This is a genomic window from Leucobacter sp. (assembly GCF_053528595.1).
Map to the genome: position 1 here is coordinate 1 of NZ_JAIVPF010000074.1, position 16,642 is coordinate 16,642.

Below are 16,642 nucleotides of genomic sequence, written 5' to 3' on the forward strand. Positions count from 1 at the left end.
CCGAACCCCTCAGGTGGATCGCGACGAAGGGCCTGTATGCGGCGTACGGGATCGCGGATCGGGCGGAGCTTGCGGGTCGGGTGAAGACGTCCCCGATCGCGCATCTCGCCGATGTGGTCACCGGACGCCACTGACCCCCCGCCCCTCCTCCTGGTCGAGCGAACACAAACCGCAACCCGGACCTCCACCCCGGGAGCACGAAGAAAGGACACCCATGACCACCACCATCCCCACCCACGCGGCCCACGGCACCGCGGCGGCCGACCTCGGCGCGCACGCCCCGAAGCCCACGGCCACCACGCCCGGGCTCACCGAGGCCGCTGCGAGCACCTGGTCGAACGGCCGCATCGACACCGGCCTCTGGGAGTGCACCCCGGGCGACTTCACCGCGGAGCGCAACGGCTACACCGAGATCTGCACGATCCTCTCGGGCCGCGTCACGATCGAGGTCGATGGACAGGATCCCGAGGAGTTCGGCCCCGGCGACGTCATGGTGATGCCCTCCGGCTGGAAGGGCGTCTGGCGCGTGCACGAGCCCCTGCGCAAGCACTACACCACCATCGACGACTGAGCGCGGAGCCTGACATGACCGGGCGACGGGCGATCGTGGTGGGCGGCGGGGCCTGGGGCCTGCCGGCTGCGCTGCAGCTGCAGGATCGGGGCTGGAGCGTGACGCTGCTCGAGCGTTTCGAGCCGGGCGGGCCGTACGCCTCGAACGGCGGCACTTCGCGGCTGTGGCGGCTCGCCGACACGCAGGTGTGGCGGGCCCGCGCCATGCTCGGCACGCTCTCGGCCATGGAGCGGCTGAGTGCGCGCCTCGGCGAACCCGTGTTCCGCCGCACCGGGCTGCTCTGGCGCGATGACCTCTCCCTGCCATCGGTCGCCGAGGCGCTCGACTCGATCGAGCAGCGATACGAGCGCGTCGACGCGGACGGCGTCGGCGACCGGTTCCCCGGGCTGCGACCGGACGGGAGGCCCGCGCTGTTCGTCGAGCAGGCCGGTGTGGTCTTCGCGGATCGGCTGCTGCGCGGCGCCCTTCGAGCGTTCGAGGCCGCGGGCGGGGAGTATCGGCCGCAGACGCGGGTCGTGAGCATCGAGCCGCGCGCCGGATCCGCGCGCGTCGTGCTCGCGGAGGGCGATGCGCTCGACGCCGATCAGGTCCTGGTGGCCGCGGGCCCGGGCACCGCCGAACTGCTGACGGGGCTCGGCATCGCGCTGCCGCTCACCCCGTACATCGAGCAGGTGGTGTACTTCGGGGATCCCGCGTCGAGCCGGCCGGCCCCCGATCTGCCCGGCCTGGTGGACTGCCCCCGCGGCGACGCCCCGGGCATCTACGCGATGCCGGACGGGTTCTCGGGATACAAGGCGGGTCTCGATCGGCCCCTGCGCCCGCTCGCCGGCGGCACCCTCGGCGAGGATCTCGACCGCTCCCCGGACCCCGCCCGCACCGAGGCGATCCGGGCCCGCGTCGCGCGCGAGCTCACGGCGATCCGGCCGCACCCCCTCGCGGCCCAGGTATGCACCTGGACCGACTCCGGCGACGGAGACTTCATCGTCGGCCGCACCCACGACGCGGTCGTGCTCGCCTGCGGCGATTCCGGTGAGGGCTTCAAGTACGCGGCGTTCATGGGGGAGTACCTCGCCGATCTCGTAGCCGGGGGCCCGGGCGATCCGGAGTACCAGCGCCGCTGGGATCCGCACCGCTTCGGGACCGATCCCGTGCCCCGCACGCGCTTCGACGCGATCGGCCGGCATTGAGCCGTCGTACGCTGGTCGGGCGAGCCGGCGCGCTCCGCACCGGCCGGAGCGCGCCGGGCGCGGAAGGACGAAGCCCGGGAATGACCCTCTGCTGATTCACCGGCCCGTGGAACGGGCGGGAAAGGAAAGGACTCGAACATGACCGAGCATCTCGGAGGCGATCTCGCGATCGTCGGAGCACGGCTGCGCACGAACACCGGCGAGGGCGGCGACGCCACCGCGATCCTGGTCCGGGCGGGCCGCATCACGGCGCTCGGCGGCGACGCCGCGGTCCGCGCCGAGGCGGAGGCCGCGGGCATTCCGGTGCGCGACGTCGCCGGCGCGACCGTCACGCCCGGCCTCTTCGACTCGCACACACACCCGCACTGGGCTGCGGAGGTCACCGCGGGCATCGACCTGGGCGGGCTCGAGACCGTGGAGCAGCTGCGCGCGGCGATCGCCGACGAGCACGCGCGTCTGCCCGAGGGCGCCTGGCTGCGCGGCTGGAACCTGGAGTACGAGCCCTTCGAGGAGACCGGACTGCGCGGCGACCTGCTCGAGGACGCCGCGCCGGGCCGTCCCGTCGCGCTCATCTGCTACGACCTGCACACGGGCCTCGCCACGGCTCCCGCGCTGGCTGCTGCGGGGATCACCGGAGCGCGGGAGTTCGCCGACGCGAGCGAGATCGTGATCGACGATGCCGGCGTGCCGACGGGCGAACTGCGCGAGCCGACCGCCTACAACCTGCTCTTCGACGCCGCACCCAAGCCCTCGCACGACGAGGAGCGCGACGCCCTGCGCGACATGTTCCGGCGGCTGGCGGCGACGGGGCTCACCGGCGGCGCGATCATGGACGGCCGGGACCGCACGGTCGAACTGCTCGCCGAGCTGGAGCAGCGGGGCGAGCTGGATCACCGCGTCACCGTGCACCACTGGCACGCCGTGGGCGACACCGACGACGACGTGGCGCGCGTGATCGCCGCCAGGGATCGGCGCGGCCACCTGTGGCGGACGGGTGCGATCAAGCTCTTCAGCGATGGGGTGATCGACACGGGCACGGCCTGGTTGCACTCGGTCGACGCGTGCGGCGACGGCCGGGTCTCGTTCTGGCCGTCGTGGGAGCGCTACGCCGAGGTGGTGCGCGCCTACCACGAGGCCGGCATGCTCATCGCCACGCACGCCGTCGGCGACTACGCCGTGAGCCGCGTGCTCGACGTCTACGCGACGCTGTCCCCGCGCGAGGGCCTGCCGTTCCACTCGATTGAGCACCTCGAGGTGCTCTCGGACGCCGATGTCGAGCAGCTGCGCGGCAGCGGGGTCACGGCCTCCATGCAGCCGCTGCACATGCAGTGGCGCGCGGCCGATCACAGCGACAACTGGACGGTGCGCCTGGGCCCCGGCCGCGACGCGACCGGCTACCGGGTGCGGGACGTGCTCGACTCCGGCACGACGCTCGTGCTCGGCTCGGACTGGCCCGTGGCGCAGTACGATCCGCGGCTCGGCATGGCCTGGGCCCGGGGCCGGCGCACGCCGGGCGATTCCGCGGCACCCGTCTTCGAACCCGAGCAGCGGCTCTCCGGCGAGGAGGCGCTGCTGGCGTACACGCTGTGGCCGGCGCGGGCGCGCGGGCACGAGGATCGCGGTGCGCTCGCGGTCGGCGCGGTCGCGGATCTCACGGTGTGGGGCGCCGATCCGGTCGACGCGACGCCCGACGAGCTGCCCGAGGTGCCGATCCGGCTCACGGTGGTCGACGGCCGCGTCGTCCACGCCGCCTGAGCGCCGGCGGCGAGACCCGCCCGGCCCGCGTTCGTGCGGTCCGCGCTGCTCGCGTTCGTGCGGGTCCGTTCTGCTCGCGTCCACGCGGGTCCGTTCTGCCCGAAGCCGTACCCGTCTTTCGCGCCGCCCTCTCTTTCGCGCGTCAGTAGTTGTCGCCAAACCTCAGCTTTGGTGACAACTACTGACGCGCGTTTATGAGGCGCGTGGGGTCGTGGAGGACGCGCGTCGGCGAGGGCGTGGGATCAGCGGAGGGCTTCGGCGACTCTGCGCGCTTCGCGCAGGCCCGACTCGATCGCCCCGTCGATGAAGCCGCCCCACAGATCCGCGTTGTCGGTGGTGGCGAAGTGCAGGGCGCCCGCGGGCTGCTGCAGCTCGGCGAGATCGCGCGTGAGCTGACCGGGCCGGTGCGTCATCCAGGTGTTGCGCGAGAGCGGGTCGGTCATCCAGTCGTGCGCCGTGACCTCGGTGATCTCGATGCCGGGGCGGAAGGCGTCGACCGCCGCCTGCACACCCGCGAGGTCGTCGAGGTCGATGCGGGTGTGGTCGGGGCCGAAGGCGACGAGGATCGTGTAGTCGCCCTGCTCGTCGGTCTCGTAGAACTCGGCCTTGAGCACGGAGAGCGGGTGGTGCTGGCTCGCGTAGGCGAAGAACCGGGGCAGGTGCCCCTTCGCCCGCAGCCAGACCTTGGTGCCCTGCGAAGCGACGGTCTCGGAGCTCAGCCGCTGCCAGACCTCGGGCAGCGTGGGCTCGAAGCGGATGCCGGCGATCGCGTTGGCGGGCAGCGTGCTGACCACCCGGCGGGCGCGGATCCGCTCGCCGTCGGCGGTTTCGACGATCGCGTGCGCGTCGGATCCCGCGCCGCCCTGCGTCACCGACACCACGGTCGTGTCCAGCCGGATCTCTCCGGGGATGTCGGCGGCCAGCGCGTCGGTGAATCCGCGCATGCCGTCGACCACCCGGTAGGTGGCCGAGGCCTCGTGCATGAGCTGCCAGTGCCCGCCGGTGGCGGAGACCCAGCGCAGCGCGCTCGAGATCCCCACCTGGTCGAGCGGGGCGTTCACGTGACCCACCCACACCGACTCGTTGGCCGCACGGGCTTCGGGATCGAGGTCGAGCGCGTCGAAGCGGTCCTGGATGCTGAGACGATCGAGCTCGCGGATCGTGCCGGTGGTGGGTTCGACGCCCCGCGGCATCGCCTCGCGCACGTCGTCGATGACGAGCTGCTGGCCCTCGTCGATCAGCGCCATGAACTCCTCGAGGGTGCCCTTGCGCGGGGTGCCGTCGGCGCCGTGCCAGTAGGCCTCGTCGGCGCGGGGGCTGCGCACGATCCCACGGCCGTAGCGGGTCATCTCGGCCCACACGTGCGGCTGCACCCAGTGCACCCAGTTGGCGCCCATCTCGAGTTCGTGGCCCAGCCGGTGGTCGGTCCAGGTGCGGCCGCCGATGCGGTCCCGCGCTTCGAGCGTCAGCACGTCGAGCCCCGCGCTGCCGAGCTCGCGCGAGGCGACGAGCCCCGCGAATCCGGCCCCGATCACGACGACATCGACCGACTGCATGTTCTCTCCTTCGAGCTGGGGGCGGGCGCGGAGAGCGCCGGCTCTCAGCCTACCCAGCAGGGCTTGCCCGCCGCGGCAGACGTTCTCACCGAATCTCGGGGCGGGGTCATACGAACGTACGGCGCGGGGGCACCCCGGGGTCGACCCTACAGCCGCGCGACGACGCGGGAGAGCAGTTCGGCGAGGCGGGGCTCGGCCGCCTTGCCCTCGGCGAGCACCTCCTCGTGGCTGAGCGGATCCTCGCCCATGCCCGCCGCGGGGTTCGTGATGAGCGAGAGGCCGAGCACCTCCATACCCGCCTGCCGCGCCGCGATCGCCTCGAGCGCGGTCGACATGCCGACGATCTGCCCGCCGATGGTGCGCAGGTAGTGGATCTCGGCGGGGGTCTCGTAGTGCGGGCCGGGGAGCTGCACGTAGACGCCCTGCTGCAGTGACGGCTCCACTTCGCGCGCGATGTCGCGCAGCCGGGCCGCGTAGAGGTCGGTGAGGTCGACGAAGTTCGCGCCCTCGACCGGGGATGCCGCGGTGAGGTTGAGATGATCGCTGATCAGCACGGGCTCGCCGGCCTTGAACGCGGGGTCGATGCCGCCCGCGCCGTTGGTGAGGATCATGACTCCCGCGCCCGTCGCGGCGGCGGTGCGCACGCCGTGCACCACGGCGCGCACCCCGCGACCCTCGTAGAAGTGCGTGCGAGCCCCGATCACGAGCGCGTGCCTGCCGCTCGCGAGCCGGATCGAGCGCAGCGTACCCGAGTGGCCAGGCACGCCCGAGACGTGGAAGCCGGGCACTTCCTCGGCGGGGATCACGGCGACGGTCTCGCCGATCACGTCGGCGGCCCGGCCCCAGCCGCTGCCGAGCGTGAGGCCGATGTCGTGGCGCTCCACCCCCGTGAGGCGTGCGATGGCCGCCGCGGCGTCTGCGGCGAGGGCGTTCGGATCGAGCGGCTCGGTCATGGGATCCAGCTTAGTGAGCGCGCGGTGCGCGACGGGCGCGATGAGCGACGGGTGCGGGTTCTAGTCCGTGCGGAGGATGCGGTAGCCGCGTCTGGGGTCGTAGCCGTGGATCTCGCGGGTGTCGAGCCGGGCCATGAAGTCGAGCACTCCGGCGGTGACGACCTGGCCGGGGACGAGCACGGGGAAGCCGGGCGGGTAGGGGGTGACGAAGCCGGCGGAGACGGGCTCCTCGCCGCGGGCGACGCGTTGGCGGAGTTCGTCGAGGGGGACGTGCTCGACGGCGCCGCGCTTCTGCCCGAGGAAGAAGGCGGGGCGGATGTCGCCGTCGGGCAGCCCCGCGTCGGAGGCGTAGTCGGGTGCGAAGTAGCTGAAGTCGGGCAGGGGCGGCATCTCCTGCTCCGGGGTGGTGGGCAGGTCGGGGTCGAGCTGCGCCTGCTCCTCCTCGAAGCGTTCGGCGAGCTTCACGAGCACCTCGATGAGATAGGCGATGGCGCTGCGGGTGGTGCCGATGTTCGTCATGAAGAGCACGGTGTTGCGGCTGGTCTTGTTGACCTGGATCCCGTACCGGTTCATGAGGTACTCGTGCTTGAAGGTGTCGCCGTCGACGCCGGTGCGGGTGATCTCGACGGTGATGCGGCTGGGGTCGATGACGAACTCGTCGCCGGCCCAGGCCCGCCACATGGTGGAGAGGCCGTCGCGCAGCGGCATGGGGCGCAGCACCTCGCGATGCTCGGCGGGGATGAGCTCGGTGGCCGACAGCACGCGGTAGGTGCGGCGCAGCAGCGGGTGGCGGGCGATGGCCTGCGCGAGGCTCGTCGCGAGGTCGAGCTGGCGCTGCACGAGCTCGAAGCCCTCGAGCTCGACCTGCCTGCGGCCGAGGTCGAGGGAGGCGAGGATCTGGTAGTTCGGGGAGGTCGAGGTGTGTGTCATGAACGCCTCGTGGAAGGGCTCCTCGGCCTCGCGCACCCAGTCCTGGTCGTAGACGTGGATCATGGAGCCCTGGCGCAGCGCGGTGAGGGTCTTGTGGGTGGAGTGCGTCGCGTAGACGCGGATGCGGGCGTCGGGGCTCGGGATGAGCCGCTCCTGGAGCCACGCCTCGTCTGACTCGGGGGTGCCGTCGGTGTTGAAGAGCCGCTGCTGCTGCTCGCGGTGCGCGGCGGCGTGGGCGGGGGTCTTGAGCTTCGCCTCGAGGTTCTTGGCGGAGGCCATCGCGGTGCGGCGGCGGGTGACGGGGTGGAAGGCGGCGAAGGCGAACCAGGCCTCGTCCCACAGGAACACGAGGTCGGGTTTGATGGCGAGGCACTCGGCCATGACGCGCTCGGGGTCGTAGACGATGCCGTCGAAGGTGCAGTTGGTGAGCGTCACCATGCGCACCTCGTCGAGCCGGCCGGCGGCGCGGTAGTCGAGCAGCATCTGCTTGATGCGGCTGAGCGGCACGGCGCCGTAGAAGGCGAAGTCGTTGAGCGGGTACGCCTCCAGGTAGGCGGGGCGGCCGCCCGTGAGCATCATGGCGTGATGGTGCGACTTGTGGCAGTTGCGGTCGACGAGCACCACGTCGCCGGGGGCGACGAGCGCCTGGTGCACGATCTTGTTCGCGGTGGAGGTGCCGTTGGTGACGAAGAAGGAGTGCTTCGCGCCGAACGCGCGCGCCGCGAGATCCTGCGCCTTCTTGATGGCTCCGGTGGGGGCGAGCAGGGAGTCGAGGCCGCCGGAGGTGGCGCTGGTCTCGGCCAGCAGCAGGTTGAGGCCGTAGAAGTCGGCGAGGTCCTTGATCCACTTCGAGTTCACGACCGAGCCGCCGCGGGCGACGGGCAGCGCGTGGAACACGCCGACCGGGCGGCGGGCGTGGTACTGGATCGCGGAGAAGAAGGGGGTGTCGTAGAGGTGGGAGATGCGGCGCAGCAGGGTCAGGTGCAGCTCCAGCTGATCCTCGCGGCGGAACACACGACGGAAGCGGCGCGTGAGCACCCCCGCCAGCTCCTCGATGTGCGCACCGGCGACGAGGTAGAGGTCGAGCTCCGGGCGCAGGTCCGCGAGCGCGTCGGCGAGGCCCAGCACGCGCTGCACCGAGGCGAGCGAGCTGCGCGAGGAGGCGGGGTGCGTGCCCGCCGCGGCCTTGGCGAACTCGATGGTCTCCTGGAGCTCGCGGCTGAGGGGCTGCTTGGTGCGGTCGCTGAAGCCCGGCCGCACCACGCAGGCGAGGATCTTGGGGTTGGTGAGTACCGCCGCGATCGCATCCTCGGCCGAGGGCACGACGACGAAGTCGTAGATGAAGGAGTCGGCCGGGGCCCGCATCTTCAGGGCCTCGGCGGCGAGCGCGTCGCGATCGGCTTCGGTGGTCTCGTCGACCACCAGCACCTCGAAACGCGGCCGGGGATCGGCGTCGTCCTGCAGTTCGGCCCGCTCGGCCTCCTCCATCTGCTCGTCGCGCGGCTCATCGGGCACCGAGCTGCCGCGCAGCCGGTTGACCACCCGGCCGATGCGGTCGAGCGCCGTCTGGTACTCGCCCTCGATCAGCAGGTCGCGGATGGCGCGCACGTAGCGCTGTCCGAATCCGGCCCAGTAGAGCTCGATGGTCTCGAGCGCGCGCAGCGAGCGGAAGACCTCGCCGTCGCGCGAGAGCACCCCGTCGTTGTCGGTGCCGTCATCGCTGCCCAGAGCGATGCGCTTCACCGCGAAGCGCAGGTACTCCCACGCGTCGCTCCGCAGCCGCCAGGTGCTCGACGGCATGCCCGGATCGCGCTCCAGCGCCGCCGTGCCCGAGGAGGACGAGCTCGCGGATCCGCGGAACGCGTCGCCGCCGGCGATCGTGCCGCGCGTCTCCGCGGCAGTGCTGTGGGCGACTTCGGTCCTCGTCATGAGCGCTGGTCCTTCCAAACTTCCTCGTCCTCCGGCGCCGCGGCGCATCCATACCGGCGCGGTCACCCCCTGTCCGTTGATCTTAGGCGCATCCGGATACGTGAATCGGAACCTTTGCGTCCGGTGGCGGAGACAGCGGGTCCCGCCGGTAGCTGATCATCAGCCGAGAGATCAACCGACGAAGGTAAGGATGCCCTAAGATGTAGGCGTGACCATGCCTGACTCCACGACTCCCGACCCGGCCGGCGATCCCCAGATCGTCTCGGTGGTCGATCCCGCCGGGATCGACTGCGTGCTCGCCGCCGGCGATGCCTCCGATCTGACGGAGCTGCGCGAGTGGCTGCGCGGACTCCCCGAGGAGTCGTATGGGCGGGTGTTCATCGAGGTGTTCGCCGAGATGCAGATCGAGCCGCTTCCCGCGCCCCCGCACGTCGGGGTCACCTGGCTCTGCCGCGAGCAGCGCGAGACGAGCCCGCGTCCCGGCCTGGGCCGACGCCGCGGCGAGGCACTCGCGAACGCCGTCGACGCCTGGTTCGACGAGTGGCTCTGGGCGGACAGCGAGGCCGTGCGCAACATCCAGCTGTGGATGGGCGCGCGCACCAGCTCGGTGATGCAGAGCTACTGGACCTCGCTCGACCGTCGGCTCGAGAAGCGCTGGCCCGGTTACTGCCAGAACGCCTGCCGCAATTCCTGCCCGCGCAAGCACTGAGGCGTCGCCGCGACCTCCTAGACTTGAGGGCATGGCGAAAGCGTATGAACGGAAGCACCGCATCGCGGTGCTCGGTGGCGGCCCCGGCGGATACGAGGCGGCGCTCGCGGGCGCCCAGCTGGGTGCCGAGGTCACCCTGATCGAGCGCGCGGGTGTGGGCGGCGCCGCCGTGCTCACCGATGTCGTGCCCTCGAAGAGCCTCATCGCGACAGCCGGCGGAGTGCAGGCGGTGCGCGATGCCGGCCGCCTCGGCGTGCAGGCCTTCGTGCCCGGCGCCCACGGCAAGCCGGTGCGGCCCGAGATCGCGGTGAACCTCGCGGCCGTGAACAAGCGACTGCTGGCCATGGCGGGCGCGCAGTCCGTCGACATGCTGCGCTCGCTCGAGGACGCGGGAGTGCGCGTGGTGCAGGGAGAGGGCCGCCTCGACGGCCCGAACGCGGTGCTCGTGTCGACCGCCGCCTCCGGCGGCACCGACTTCGACCGGATCGAGGCGGACACCATCGTGGTGGCCGTCGGCTCCAGTCCGCGCGAGCTCGACTCGGCGAAGCCCGACGGAGAGCGCATCCTCACCTGGAAGCAGCTCTACGATCTTCCGGCGATCCCCGAGCATCTCGTGGTCGTCGGCTCGGGTGTCACCGGAGCCGAGTTCGCCAACGCGTACCGCACCCTCGGCGCCGAGGTGACCCTGGTGTCGAGCCGTGAGCAGGTGCTGCCGGGCGAGGATCCCGACGCCGCCGCCGTCATCGAGCGCGAGTTCAAGCGCCTCGGCATGCACGTGATGTCGAAGTCGCGCGCCGACTCGGTGGTGCGCACCGAGAACGGCGTGCTCGTGACGCTGTCCGACGGGCGCACCGTCGAGGCGTCGCACTGCCTCATGGCGGTCGGATCGATCCCGAACACCGACGGGCTGGGGCTCGAGGAGGCGGGCGTCGAGCTCACCGACAGCGGCCACATCCGGGTCAACAAGGTGGCCCGCACCGCGGTGCCCTCCGTCTACGCGGCAGGCGACTGCACCGACTTCTTCCCGCTCGCATCGGTCGCCTCGATGCAGGGCCGCACCGCGATCATGCACGCCCTCGGCGACTTCGTGCGTCCGATCGACCTGCGCAACGTCGCCGCGAACGTCTTCACCTACCCGGAGATCGCGACCGTCGGCTGGAACGAGCGCACGCTCGCGGACGCCTCGGGGCTGGCGCAGCACGTCACCCACACGGTGCCGCTCAGCGTGAACCCCCGCGCGAAGATGATCGGCTTCACCGACGGCTTCGTGAAGCTCTTCGCGTGGAAGGCCTCGGGCACCGTGATCGGAGGCGTCATCGTCGCGCACCGCGCGAGCGAGCTCATCTTCTCGCTCGCGCTCGCCGTCGAGCACCGGCTCACGGTCGACCAGGTCGCCTCGGCGTTCGCGGTGTACCCGTCGATGACGGGCGCGATCACCGATGCGGCCCGCGCGCTGCATCAGCACTGAGCGCAGGGGCCGACGAATGCGGAACGGGATCTCTCGGCGCAGCCTGGTGACCGGCATCGCGGGCATGCTCGGGATCGGGGCCGCGACCTCGCTCGCGGGGTGCGCGCCCGGCAAGCCCGAGGTCGTGCCGTCCGACGACGAGGCGAAGGCCGCGGTGACGGTGCGGGCCTTCGACAACGCCTACGACCCTCCCGAGGTGGAGATCGCCCCGGGCCAGGCGGTGCGCTGGGTGTTCGAGGGGCCGGCGGAGCATGACGTCGTCGCCGACGACGGAAGCTTCGTGAGCGAGCTCATGACCGCGGGCAGCTACACGCACCTCTTCGAAGAGGCCGGCGAGTTCCCCTACCTCTGCTCGGTCCACCCCGAGATGACGGGTGTCGTGCGAGTGAAGGCGCCCTGACCCGCGGTTGCGGAAGTCCCCAGCGCCCCGTGCGCGCGCCAGTAGTTGCTGCCTCACGTGCGGTTTGGCAACAACAACTGACGCCCGAAGATCGGCTCCGGATCGCGCACCTTTCGCGCGCCAGTAGCTGCTGCCTCGCGCGCCGTTTGGCGACAACTAGTGGCGCGCGAAGGTGCGGGTGAATCGCTTCGCGCGCGGAGGTGCGGAGACGGACCGATCGGCGGCGCCGCGGCACCGTCGTGCTGGAGATCCACCCCGCCGGACCGATCAGTCCCGCGGGACCGGTCAGTCCCGCCGGACCGGTCAGTCCCGCTGGAAGACCGCCAGCGACTCGAAGTGGTGCGTGTGCGGGAAGATGTCGAAGGCGCGCAGGCCGGTGAGCTCGTAGCCCGCGTCGCGCAGGGTCTTCGTGTCCCGGGCCAGCGCCACGGGGTCGCAGGCCACGTAGACGACGTTGGCGGGGGCGAGCTCGACCAGCTGCCCCATCACCTCGCCGCCCGCGCCCGAGCGCGGCGGATCCAGCACGACCGTGCCGCGGCGCAGCCGATCCCGCACCGGAGCCGACGCCCGCAGCAGCTCGCCGAGGTGGCGATCGACCCGAGTGGTGACCGCGAGCGCCCCGACCAGCTCGGAGAGGTTCTCGGCGGCGCCGTCGGTCGCACCGCTCTCGGCCTCGACGGTGGTCACCTTGAGGCCCGGCCCCGCCGCCTCCGCCATGGCGGCCGCCAGCAGGCCGACCCCGCCGTAGAGGTCGAGATTGCCGGCTGCGGGGTCGAAGCGGCCGTCGTCGACGAGGTCGGCGACGGCGTCGCGCACCGCCGTGAACAGCACCGCGGGCGCCTCGCGGTGCACCTGCCAGAACCCGCCGGCGCGCACGAGGAAACCGCGATCCTCGACCAGCTCGCGAATCGTGTCGTTCTCGCCCGCGCGCGTCTTCTCGCCGGCGAGCCCCAGCAGCATCCGGGAATCGTCGGCGGCCGGATCGACGAGGTCGACGGTGGCGACCCCGGGCATCGCCTCGTCGAGGGGCGCGATCTGATGGATGCCCTCGGTGGCGAGCGGCAGCGAGGAGACCGGGATCACGCGGCGGCTGCGCGCAGCGTAGGGGCCGACGGCGCCCGTCTCGGGATCCACGTGCAGGCGCACGCGCGTGCGGTAGCCCAGCCCGCCGGCCTCGGCATCGCCCGGGGCGGGCTCGACGAACTCGGCGAGCGCCTCGCCGAGATCCTCGTCGTCGGCCGCCGCGAATTCGACTCCTCCGAAGCGTCGCATCGCATCGGCGAGCACCTCGGCCTTCAGGCTGCGCTGACGCTCGAGCGCGATGTGCCCGAACTCGGCGCCGCCGGCCCGATCCTCGGGGGCGCGCTCGACTGCGGCCTCGGCCCACACGTGCGGTCGCCGATCCCCGGATGCGTCGAGCACCTCGACCACGGCGGCCCGCGCGAACGACTTCTTCTTGGCGTCCGTGACGCGGGCGCGCACGCGCTCGCCCGGGATCGCATCGGCCACGAAGACCACGCGCCCGTCGTGGCGGGCGATACTCACGCCGCCGTGGGCGATCCCCGTGATATCGAGCTCGATCGTCTCCCCGATCTCGAGCGGGGAGGAGGACGGTGCGCGTGATGACATGTCCCCCATTCTCCCATCACGCGCACGGCTCCTAGGCGTCGCGCCGGCTGCGGCCCACGATGAGGCCGTAGATCAGCAGCACGACGATGGATCCGCCGATGGCGAGCAGCCAGGTCTCGAGCGAGAAGAACTCGCCGATGTCCGCTCCGAAGAGCAGAGAGCCCAGCCAGCCGCCGACGATGGCGCCGACCACGCCGAGGATCAGCGTGGCGATCCAGCCGCCGCCCTGGCGGCCGGGCAGAATCGCCTTCGCGATGGCGCCGGCGATGAGACCGAGAATCAGAAACGCGAGGATGCCCATGGGAACTCCTTACCTTCGGGGACGGAAGATCCGTCCTTCTCGCCTCAACGGTACGGCGTGCCGAGCGGGCCGGGTAAGGGGCTTGCGGGCGCGGCGCCGCGCGGTGTAGAGGGGAGCAGGCCCCCGATCAGCGCGCCGGATCAGGGGGTTCGGGCAGCAGGCGCAGGCCTGCGGGTGCGTTGGCCGTCACGGTGAGCTCCTCCACCCAGGCCCGGTTGAGCGCCGGGGTATCGGCCGACTCGAACTCGAACTGCAGGGGGATCGCGGGCTGCAGCCAGATGCTGCGCTGGATCCCGGCGTCGTTCCAGGTGAACAGCAGGCTCTCCTGCTGCAGCAGCTTCGTCATGATGACGGTGCGCAGGTGGGTGAGCGCGCGGTCGTCGAAGCGGAAGATCTGCGACGGGCCGTAGTGCAGGTATCCCACGGGATGCCTCCTCAGGGGTGCGTGGACGATGGTGGACTGGTCAGCCCGCGGCGCGTTGCGCCGCGTAGGCCTCCGCTTCCTTCTCGGTGATGAGGACCAAACCGCGCGGGGTGTTCGACAGCTCGCCGAGCACCTCGATCCAGGTCTCGTTGAGCTCGGGTGTCCGGGAGCCCGAGAACCGGAAGATGAGCGGGATCGACGGCGAGAGCCAGAGCGAGACGCGGCCGCTGCCGCGCTCGACCGGGTTGGTCCAGCTCAGGAAGAAGCTCTCCTGGCGGCGCAGCTTCATGCCGACCGCCACCTTGAGGTGAGCCAGTGCGCGGTCTTCGACCGGATATTCGACCGATGCTGCGTAGACGAGATGCCCCATCCCCCCATCATCCCACCCGCCCGAGTGCGGCGCCAGACCCGGCGGGGTGGGTCGCCGATCCCGCGTAGACTCGCCCCTATGCGCCTGTACCTCGCCTCCACCTCCCCGGCCCGCCTCTCCGTGCTGCGGGGCGCCGGCATCGAGCCGATCTGCTTCTCCCCCGAGGTCGACGAGGACTCGGAGATCGCGTCGCGCGAGGCCGAGCTCGGCCGCCCGCTCACGGCCCCCGAGTTCACGGAGTACCTCGGTCGCCTCAAGGCCGAGGACGTGGTGCGGCGCCACGGGCACGAGATCGACGGGCTCGTGCTCGGCGGCGACTCGATGTTCCTGCTCGACGGCGAGATCCTGGGCAAGCCGCACCTGCCCGAGGTGGCGCTGGACCGAGCCAAGCAGCACCGGGGGAGCACCGGCGCGCTGCACTCCGGGCACTGGCTCATCGACCACACGGGAGGCGAGATGCGCGGCGCCGCGGGCGCGGTCGACACGGCGCTGGTGACGCTCTCGGCCGATCTCGCCGATGCGGAGCTCGCGGCCTACGTCGCCACGGGGGAGCCGCTGGAGCTGGCGGGCGGATTCGCCATCGACGGCCTCGCGGGCGCGTTCATCGAGCGGATCGAGGGCGCCCCGAGCTGCGTGATCGGTCTCTCGCTGCCGGCGCTGCGCCGGCTGGTGATCGAGCTCGGCCACCACTATCCGGGCCTCTGGAGCTCGGACGGCTCGTGAGAGCCGGGCTCACCCTCGGGCGAGCAGGGCGACCGTGAGCGTGGCGATCACGGAGCCGTCGGCGAGGTCGACCCCGAGCAGCTCTTCGATGAGTGCGATGCGCTGGTAGAAGACGGAGCGCGACAGCCGCGCTCTCCGGGCCGCCAGCGAGCGGTTGGTCGGATGCTCCAGATAGGCGCGCAGCACCCGCAGCAGATCGCCGCTGTGCCCGGCCCCCGTCGCGGCGTCGTGCTCGAGCAGCGGGGCGAGCGCGTCGGCCGCGAACTCCTGCACCTCCGGTGCGGCGGAGAGACCGCGCACGAGGTAGGCGAGCGGCTGCCGCTCGGCCTGCTGCACGGTCACCCGTCCCGCCGTGGCCGCGGGATCCAGCACGCCGGCCGCGCGCACCTGCTCGAGCGAGGTGATCAGCGAGCGCACCCGCGTGCCGGTCGCGCCGAGACCGAGGTGCGCGCGCCACGAGGCCGGCGTGGTCTCGGGGAGCAGCATGTCGAGCTCGTGCGAGAGCCGCGCCGCGAGCGGCGGCACCGCGTCGCCGGCAGTCGCGACGCGGGGGTCGCCGGGCGGGAACGAGAGCAGGGCGAGCAGGATCGGGCGGTCTCCGCCGGTCGCGGCACCGCTGCCCGGGGCTCCGGCCGCGCCCGTGTCGGGGGCGAGGATCACCCGCCCCTCGGGCGCGACCGCGCGGCGGAGGGCGGTCTCGAGGACGGCCCGCTCGAGCGGCGCGTCGTGCCCGGCCGCCGCCGTTCCGAAGTCGCCCGCGCCCCGCAGTGTGGCCCCCAGCAGCGTGCGGCCCTCGACCGGCAGGCCGCCCGCCGCGAGCTGCACCGCCAGCTCGTCGGCCCGCCGGTAGCGGCCGCCGAGCAGCACGTCGAACAGGTGCTTCGAGCTGAGCTGCAGCCACTGCTCGCCGTCGGGGTCGGCGAGGCGGCCGAGCGCGAGGGCGAATGCCCCGAGCTCGAGCACGGTGCGGCGGCCCGCGGGATGCGGCGGACCCGGCAGGGCGGTGAGGTGACCCCACCGGCGCCCCTGCGCCTCGACCGGTACGCGATCCCCGTCGCCGGACGCCGCGGTACGCGGCGCCTCGGCCCACTCCGCGAGCACGTGCTCGGGGCTCGCGGATCCCGACCACGCGACGACGCGCCGAGCGGAGTCCTCGAGCACCACGGGCGCGCCGATCGTGTCGGCGAGCCGCTCGATCACGTAGTCGACGGGACTGCGGTTGAGACCGAGCTCCGTCAGCATCGCGTGGACCTCGGCGCGGGCCGCGAGGGCCTCGTGCTGGTCGGCGAGCACCCGCTGGTGGATGCGCTGCGTGATCTGCACGAAGCGCACCTCGCGGTGCAGCGCGATCAGCGGGATGCCGTGCTCCTCGCACGCCGCGGCCAACGGCGCCGGCGCGGTGTCGAAGTTGCGGCCGAGTTCGAGGATCACCCCCGCGGGGTCGGCTTCGACGAGCCTGCGGGAGACGGTGCCGAGGTCTGCATCGTCGTGGGGCCAGCCCGCGCCGGTGGTGAGCACGAGCTCGCCGCCGTCCAGCAGCTGGGCGGCGCCGGTGCCCGCGACCACGTGCGCCCAGCGCGCCTCCCGCCCGAGTCCGTCGGCTCCGGCGACGAGCTCGGGCTCGCCCGCGCGCATCTCGGGCAGTTCGAGCACGTCGCGCACCGCGATGCGTCCCTGCGCGTGAGTCATCTGCGCCACCTCCCGTCGGCACGTGTCCATCCGTCGTACAGAGTGTAC

At 72.2% G+C, this 16,642-nt stretch carries 15 protein-coding genes; 7 read left to right on the forward strand and 8 right to left on the reverse strand.

Annotated features, from left to right (window positions below):
- Positions 1 to 214 precede the first annotated feature (214 nt).
- The 3 genes from ACWKZU_RS14725 to ACWKZU_RS14735 all read left to right on the forward strand — a co-directional run bounded on the left by ACWKZU_RS14725 (position 215) and on the right by ACWKZU_RS14735 (position 3,513).
- Positions 215 to 571, forward strand: a complete 357-nt coding sequence (locus tag ACWKZU_RS14725) for a cupin domain-containing protein (protein ID WP_449283085.1) — start codon at positions 215 to 217, stop codon at positions 569 to 571.
- 14 nt (positions 572 to 585) lie between these two features.
- Positions 586 to 1,758: an NAD(P)/FAD-dependent oxidoreductase gene (locus ACWKZU_RS14730; RefSeq protein WP_449283086.1), complete on the forward strand. Its 1,173-nt coding sequence runs from the start codon at positions 586 to 588 to the stop codon at positions 1,756 to 1,758.
- Positions 1,759 to 1,896: 138 nt separating this feature from the next.
- Entirely contained in the window at positions 1,897 to 3,513 is a 1,617-nt protein-coding gene (locus ACWKZU_RS14735; protein ID WP_449283087.1) for an amidohydrolase, read from the forward strand.
- A gap of 242 nt (positions 3,514 to 3,755) precedes the next feature.
- Here ACWKZU_RS14735 and ACWKZU_RS14740 read toward each other — a convergent pair whose 3' ends face one another.
- From ACWKZU_RS14740 to ACWKZU_RS14750, 3 genes are all read right to left on the reverse strand, one after another.
- Positions 3,756 to 5,069 (reverse strand): flavin monoamine oxidase family protein, encoded by a 1,314-nt coding sequence (locus tag ACWKZU_RS14740; protein ID WP_449283088.1) that lies wholly within the window; start codon positions 5,067 to 5,069, stop codon positions 3,756 to 3,758.
- 146 nt (positions 5,070 to 5,215) lie between these two features.
- A complete protein-coding gene (locus tag ACWKZU_RS14745; protein WP_449283089.1) occupies positions 5,216 to 6,022 on the reverse strand; it encodes a purine-nucleoside phosphorylase in 807 nt (268 codons plus the stop codon).
- 60 nt (positions 6,023 to 6,082) lie between these two features.
- Complete coding sequence (locus ACWKZU_RS14750) at positions 6,083 to 8,881, reverse strand: aminotransferase class I/II-fold pyridoxal phosphate-dependent enzyme (protein ID WP_449283090.1); 2,799 nt, start codon at positions 8,879 to 8,881, stop codon at positions 6,083 to 6,085.
- A gap of 214 nt (positions 8,882 to 9,095) precedes the next feature.
- Here ACWKZU_RS14750 and ACWKZU_RS14755 point away from each other — a divergent pair, with 214 nt between their 5' ends.
- The 3 genes from ACWKZU_RS14755 to ACWKZU_RS14765 are packed head-to-tail and all read left to right on the forward strand — an operon-like array spanning position 9,096 to position 11,458.
- Entirely contained in the window at positions 9,096 to 9,590 is a 495-nt protein-coding gene (locus tag ACWKZU_RS14755) for an SIP domain-containing protein (RefSeq protein WP_449283123.1), read from the forward strand.
- A gap of 31 nt (positions 9,591 to 9,621) precedes the next feature.
- Positions 9,622 to 11,058, forward strand: coding sequence for an NAD(P)H-quinone dehydrogenase (locus tag ACWKZU_RS14760; RefSeq protein WP_449283091.1), 1,437 nt, complete (start codon positions 9,622 to 9,624; stop codon positions 11,056 to 11,058).
- A 16-nt stretch (positions 11,059 to 11,074) separates the two neighbouring features.
- Positions 11,075 to 11,458 (forward strand): cupredoxin domain-containing protein, encoded by a 384-nt coding sequence (locus tag ACWKZU_RS14765; protein ID WP_449283092.1) that lies wholly within the window; start codon positions 11,075 to 11,077, stop codon positions 11,456 to 11,458.
- 303 nt (positions 11,459 to 11,761) lie between these two features.
- Here the strand turns inward: ACWKZU_RS14765 and ACWKZU_RS14770 are convergent, their stop codons facing one another.
- The 4 genes from ACWKZU_RS14770 to ACWKZU_RS14785 all read right to left on the reverse strand — a co-directional run bounded on the left by ACWKZU_RS14770 (position 11,762) and on the right by ACWKZU_RS14785 (position 14,182).
- Positions 11,762 to 13,087, reverse strand: coding sequence for a class I SAM-dependent RNA methyltransferase (locus ACWKZU_RS14770; RefSeq protein WP_449283093.1), 1,326 nt, complete (start codon positions 13,085 to 13,087; stop codon positions 11,762 to 11,764).
- 31 nt (positions 13,088 to 13,118) lie between these two features.
- Entirely contained in the window at positions 13,119 to 13,388 is a 270-nt protein-coding gene (locus ACWKZU_RS14775; RefSeq protein WP_449283094.1) for a GlsB/YeaQ/YmgE family stress response membrane protein, read from the reverse strand.
- A 127-nt stretch (positions 13,389 to 13,515) separates the two neighbouring features.
- A complete protein-coding gene (locus ACWKZU_RS14780; protein ID WP_449283095.1) occupies positions 13,516 to 13,812 on the reverse strand; it encodes a DUF7882 family protein in 297 nt (98 codons plus the stop codon).
- 40 nt (positions 13,813 to 13,852) lie between these two features.
- Positions 13,853 to 14,182 carry a DUF7882 family protein gene (locus tag ACWKZU_RS14785; protein WP_449283096.1) on the reverse strand — a complete coding sequence of 110 codons (330 nt, stop codon included), beginning with the start codon at positions 14,180 to 14,182 and terminating at the stop codon, positions 13,853 to 13,855.
- Between the two features lie 78 nt (positions 14,183 to 14,260).
- Between ACWKZU_RS14785 and ACWKZU_RS14790 the strand changes: the two genes are divergently transcribed.
- A complete protein-coding gene (locus ACWKZU_RS14790) occupies positions 14,261 to 14,905 on the forward strand; it encodes a Maf family protein (RefSeq protein WP_449283097.1) in 645 nt (214 codons plus the stop codon).
- Between the two features lie 9 nt (positions 14,906 to 14,914).
- On the opposite strand, the gene ACWKZU_RS14795 is transcribed toward ACWKZU_RS14790, so the two are convergent.
- Positions 14,915 to 16,594 (reverse strand): PucR family transcriptional regulator, encoded by a 1,680-nt coding sequence (locus ACWKZU_RS14795; protein WP_449283098.1) that lies wholly within the window; start codon positions 16,592 to 16,594, stop codon positions 14,915 to 14,917.
- Between the last annotated feature and the right edge of the window lie 48 nt (positions 16,595 to 16,642).

Coding starts and splice junctions, on each gene's coding strand:
- ACWKZU_RS14765 (WP_449283092.1), top strand. CDS start 11,075: ATGCGGAACGGGATCTCTCGGCGCAGCCTGGTGACCGGCATCGCGGGC.
- ACWKZU_RS14735 (WP_449283087.1), top strand. CDS start 1,897: ATGACCGAGCATCTCGGAGGCGATCTCGCGATCGTCGGAGCACGGCTG.
- ACWKZU_RS14740 (WP_449283088.1), bottom strand. CDS start 5,069: ATGCAGTCGGTCGATGTCGTCGTGATCGGGGCCGGATTCGCGGGGCTC.
- ACWKZU_RS14785 (WP_449283096.1), bottom strand. CDS start 14,182: ATGGGGCATCTCGTCTACGCAGCATCGGTCGAATATCCGGTCGAAGAC.
- ACWKZU_RS14725 (WP_449283085.1), top strand. CDS start 215: ATGACCACCACCATCCCCACCCACGCGGCCCACGGCACCGCGGCGGCC.
- ACWKZU_RS14770 (WP_449283093.1), bottom strand. CDS start 13,087: ATGTCATCACGCGCACCGTCCTCCTCCCCGCTCGAGATCGGGGAGACG.
- ACWKZU_RS14775 (WP_449283094.1), bottom strand. CDS start 13,388: ATGGGCATCCTCGCGTTTCTGATTCTCGGTCTCATCGCCGGCGCCATC.
- ACWKZU_RS14790 (WP_449283097.1), top strand. CDS start 14,261: ATGCGCCTGTACCTCGCCTCCACCTCCCCGGCCCGCCTCTCCGTGCTG.
- ACWKZU_RS14755 (WP_449283123.1), top strand. CDS start 9,096: ATGCCTGACTCCACGACTCCCGACCCGGCCGGCGATCCCCAGATCGTC.
- ACWKZU_RS14730 (WP_449283086.1), top strand. CDS start 586: ATGACCGGGCGACGGGCGATCGTGGTGGGCGGCGGGGCCTGGGGCCTG.
- ACWKZU_RS14750 (WP_449283090.1), bottom strand. CDS start 8,881: ATGACGAGGACCGAAGTCGCCCACAGCACTGCCGCGGAGACGCGCGGC.
- ACWKZU_RS14795 (WP_449283098.1), bottom strand. CDS start 16,594: ATGACTCACGCGCAGGGACGCATCGCGGTGCGCGACGTGCTCGAACTG.
- ACWKZU_RS14745 (WP_449283089.1), bottom strand. CDS start 6,022: ATGACCGAGCCGCTCGATCCGAACGCCCTCGCCGCAGACGCCGCGGCG.
- ACWKZU_RS14760 (WP_449283091.1), top strand. CDS start 9,622: ATGGCGAAAGCGTATGAACGGAAGCACCGCATCGCGGTGCTCGGTGGC.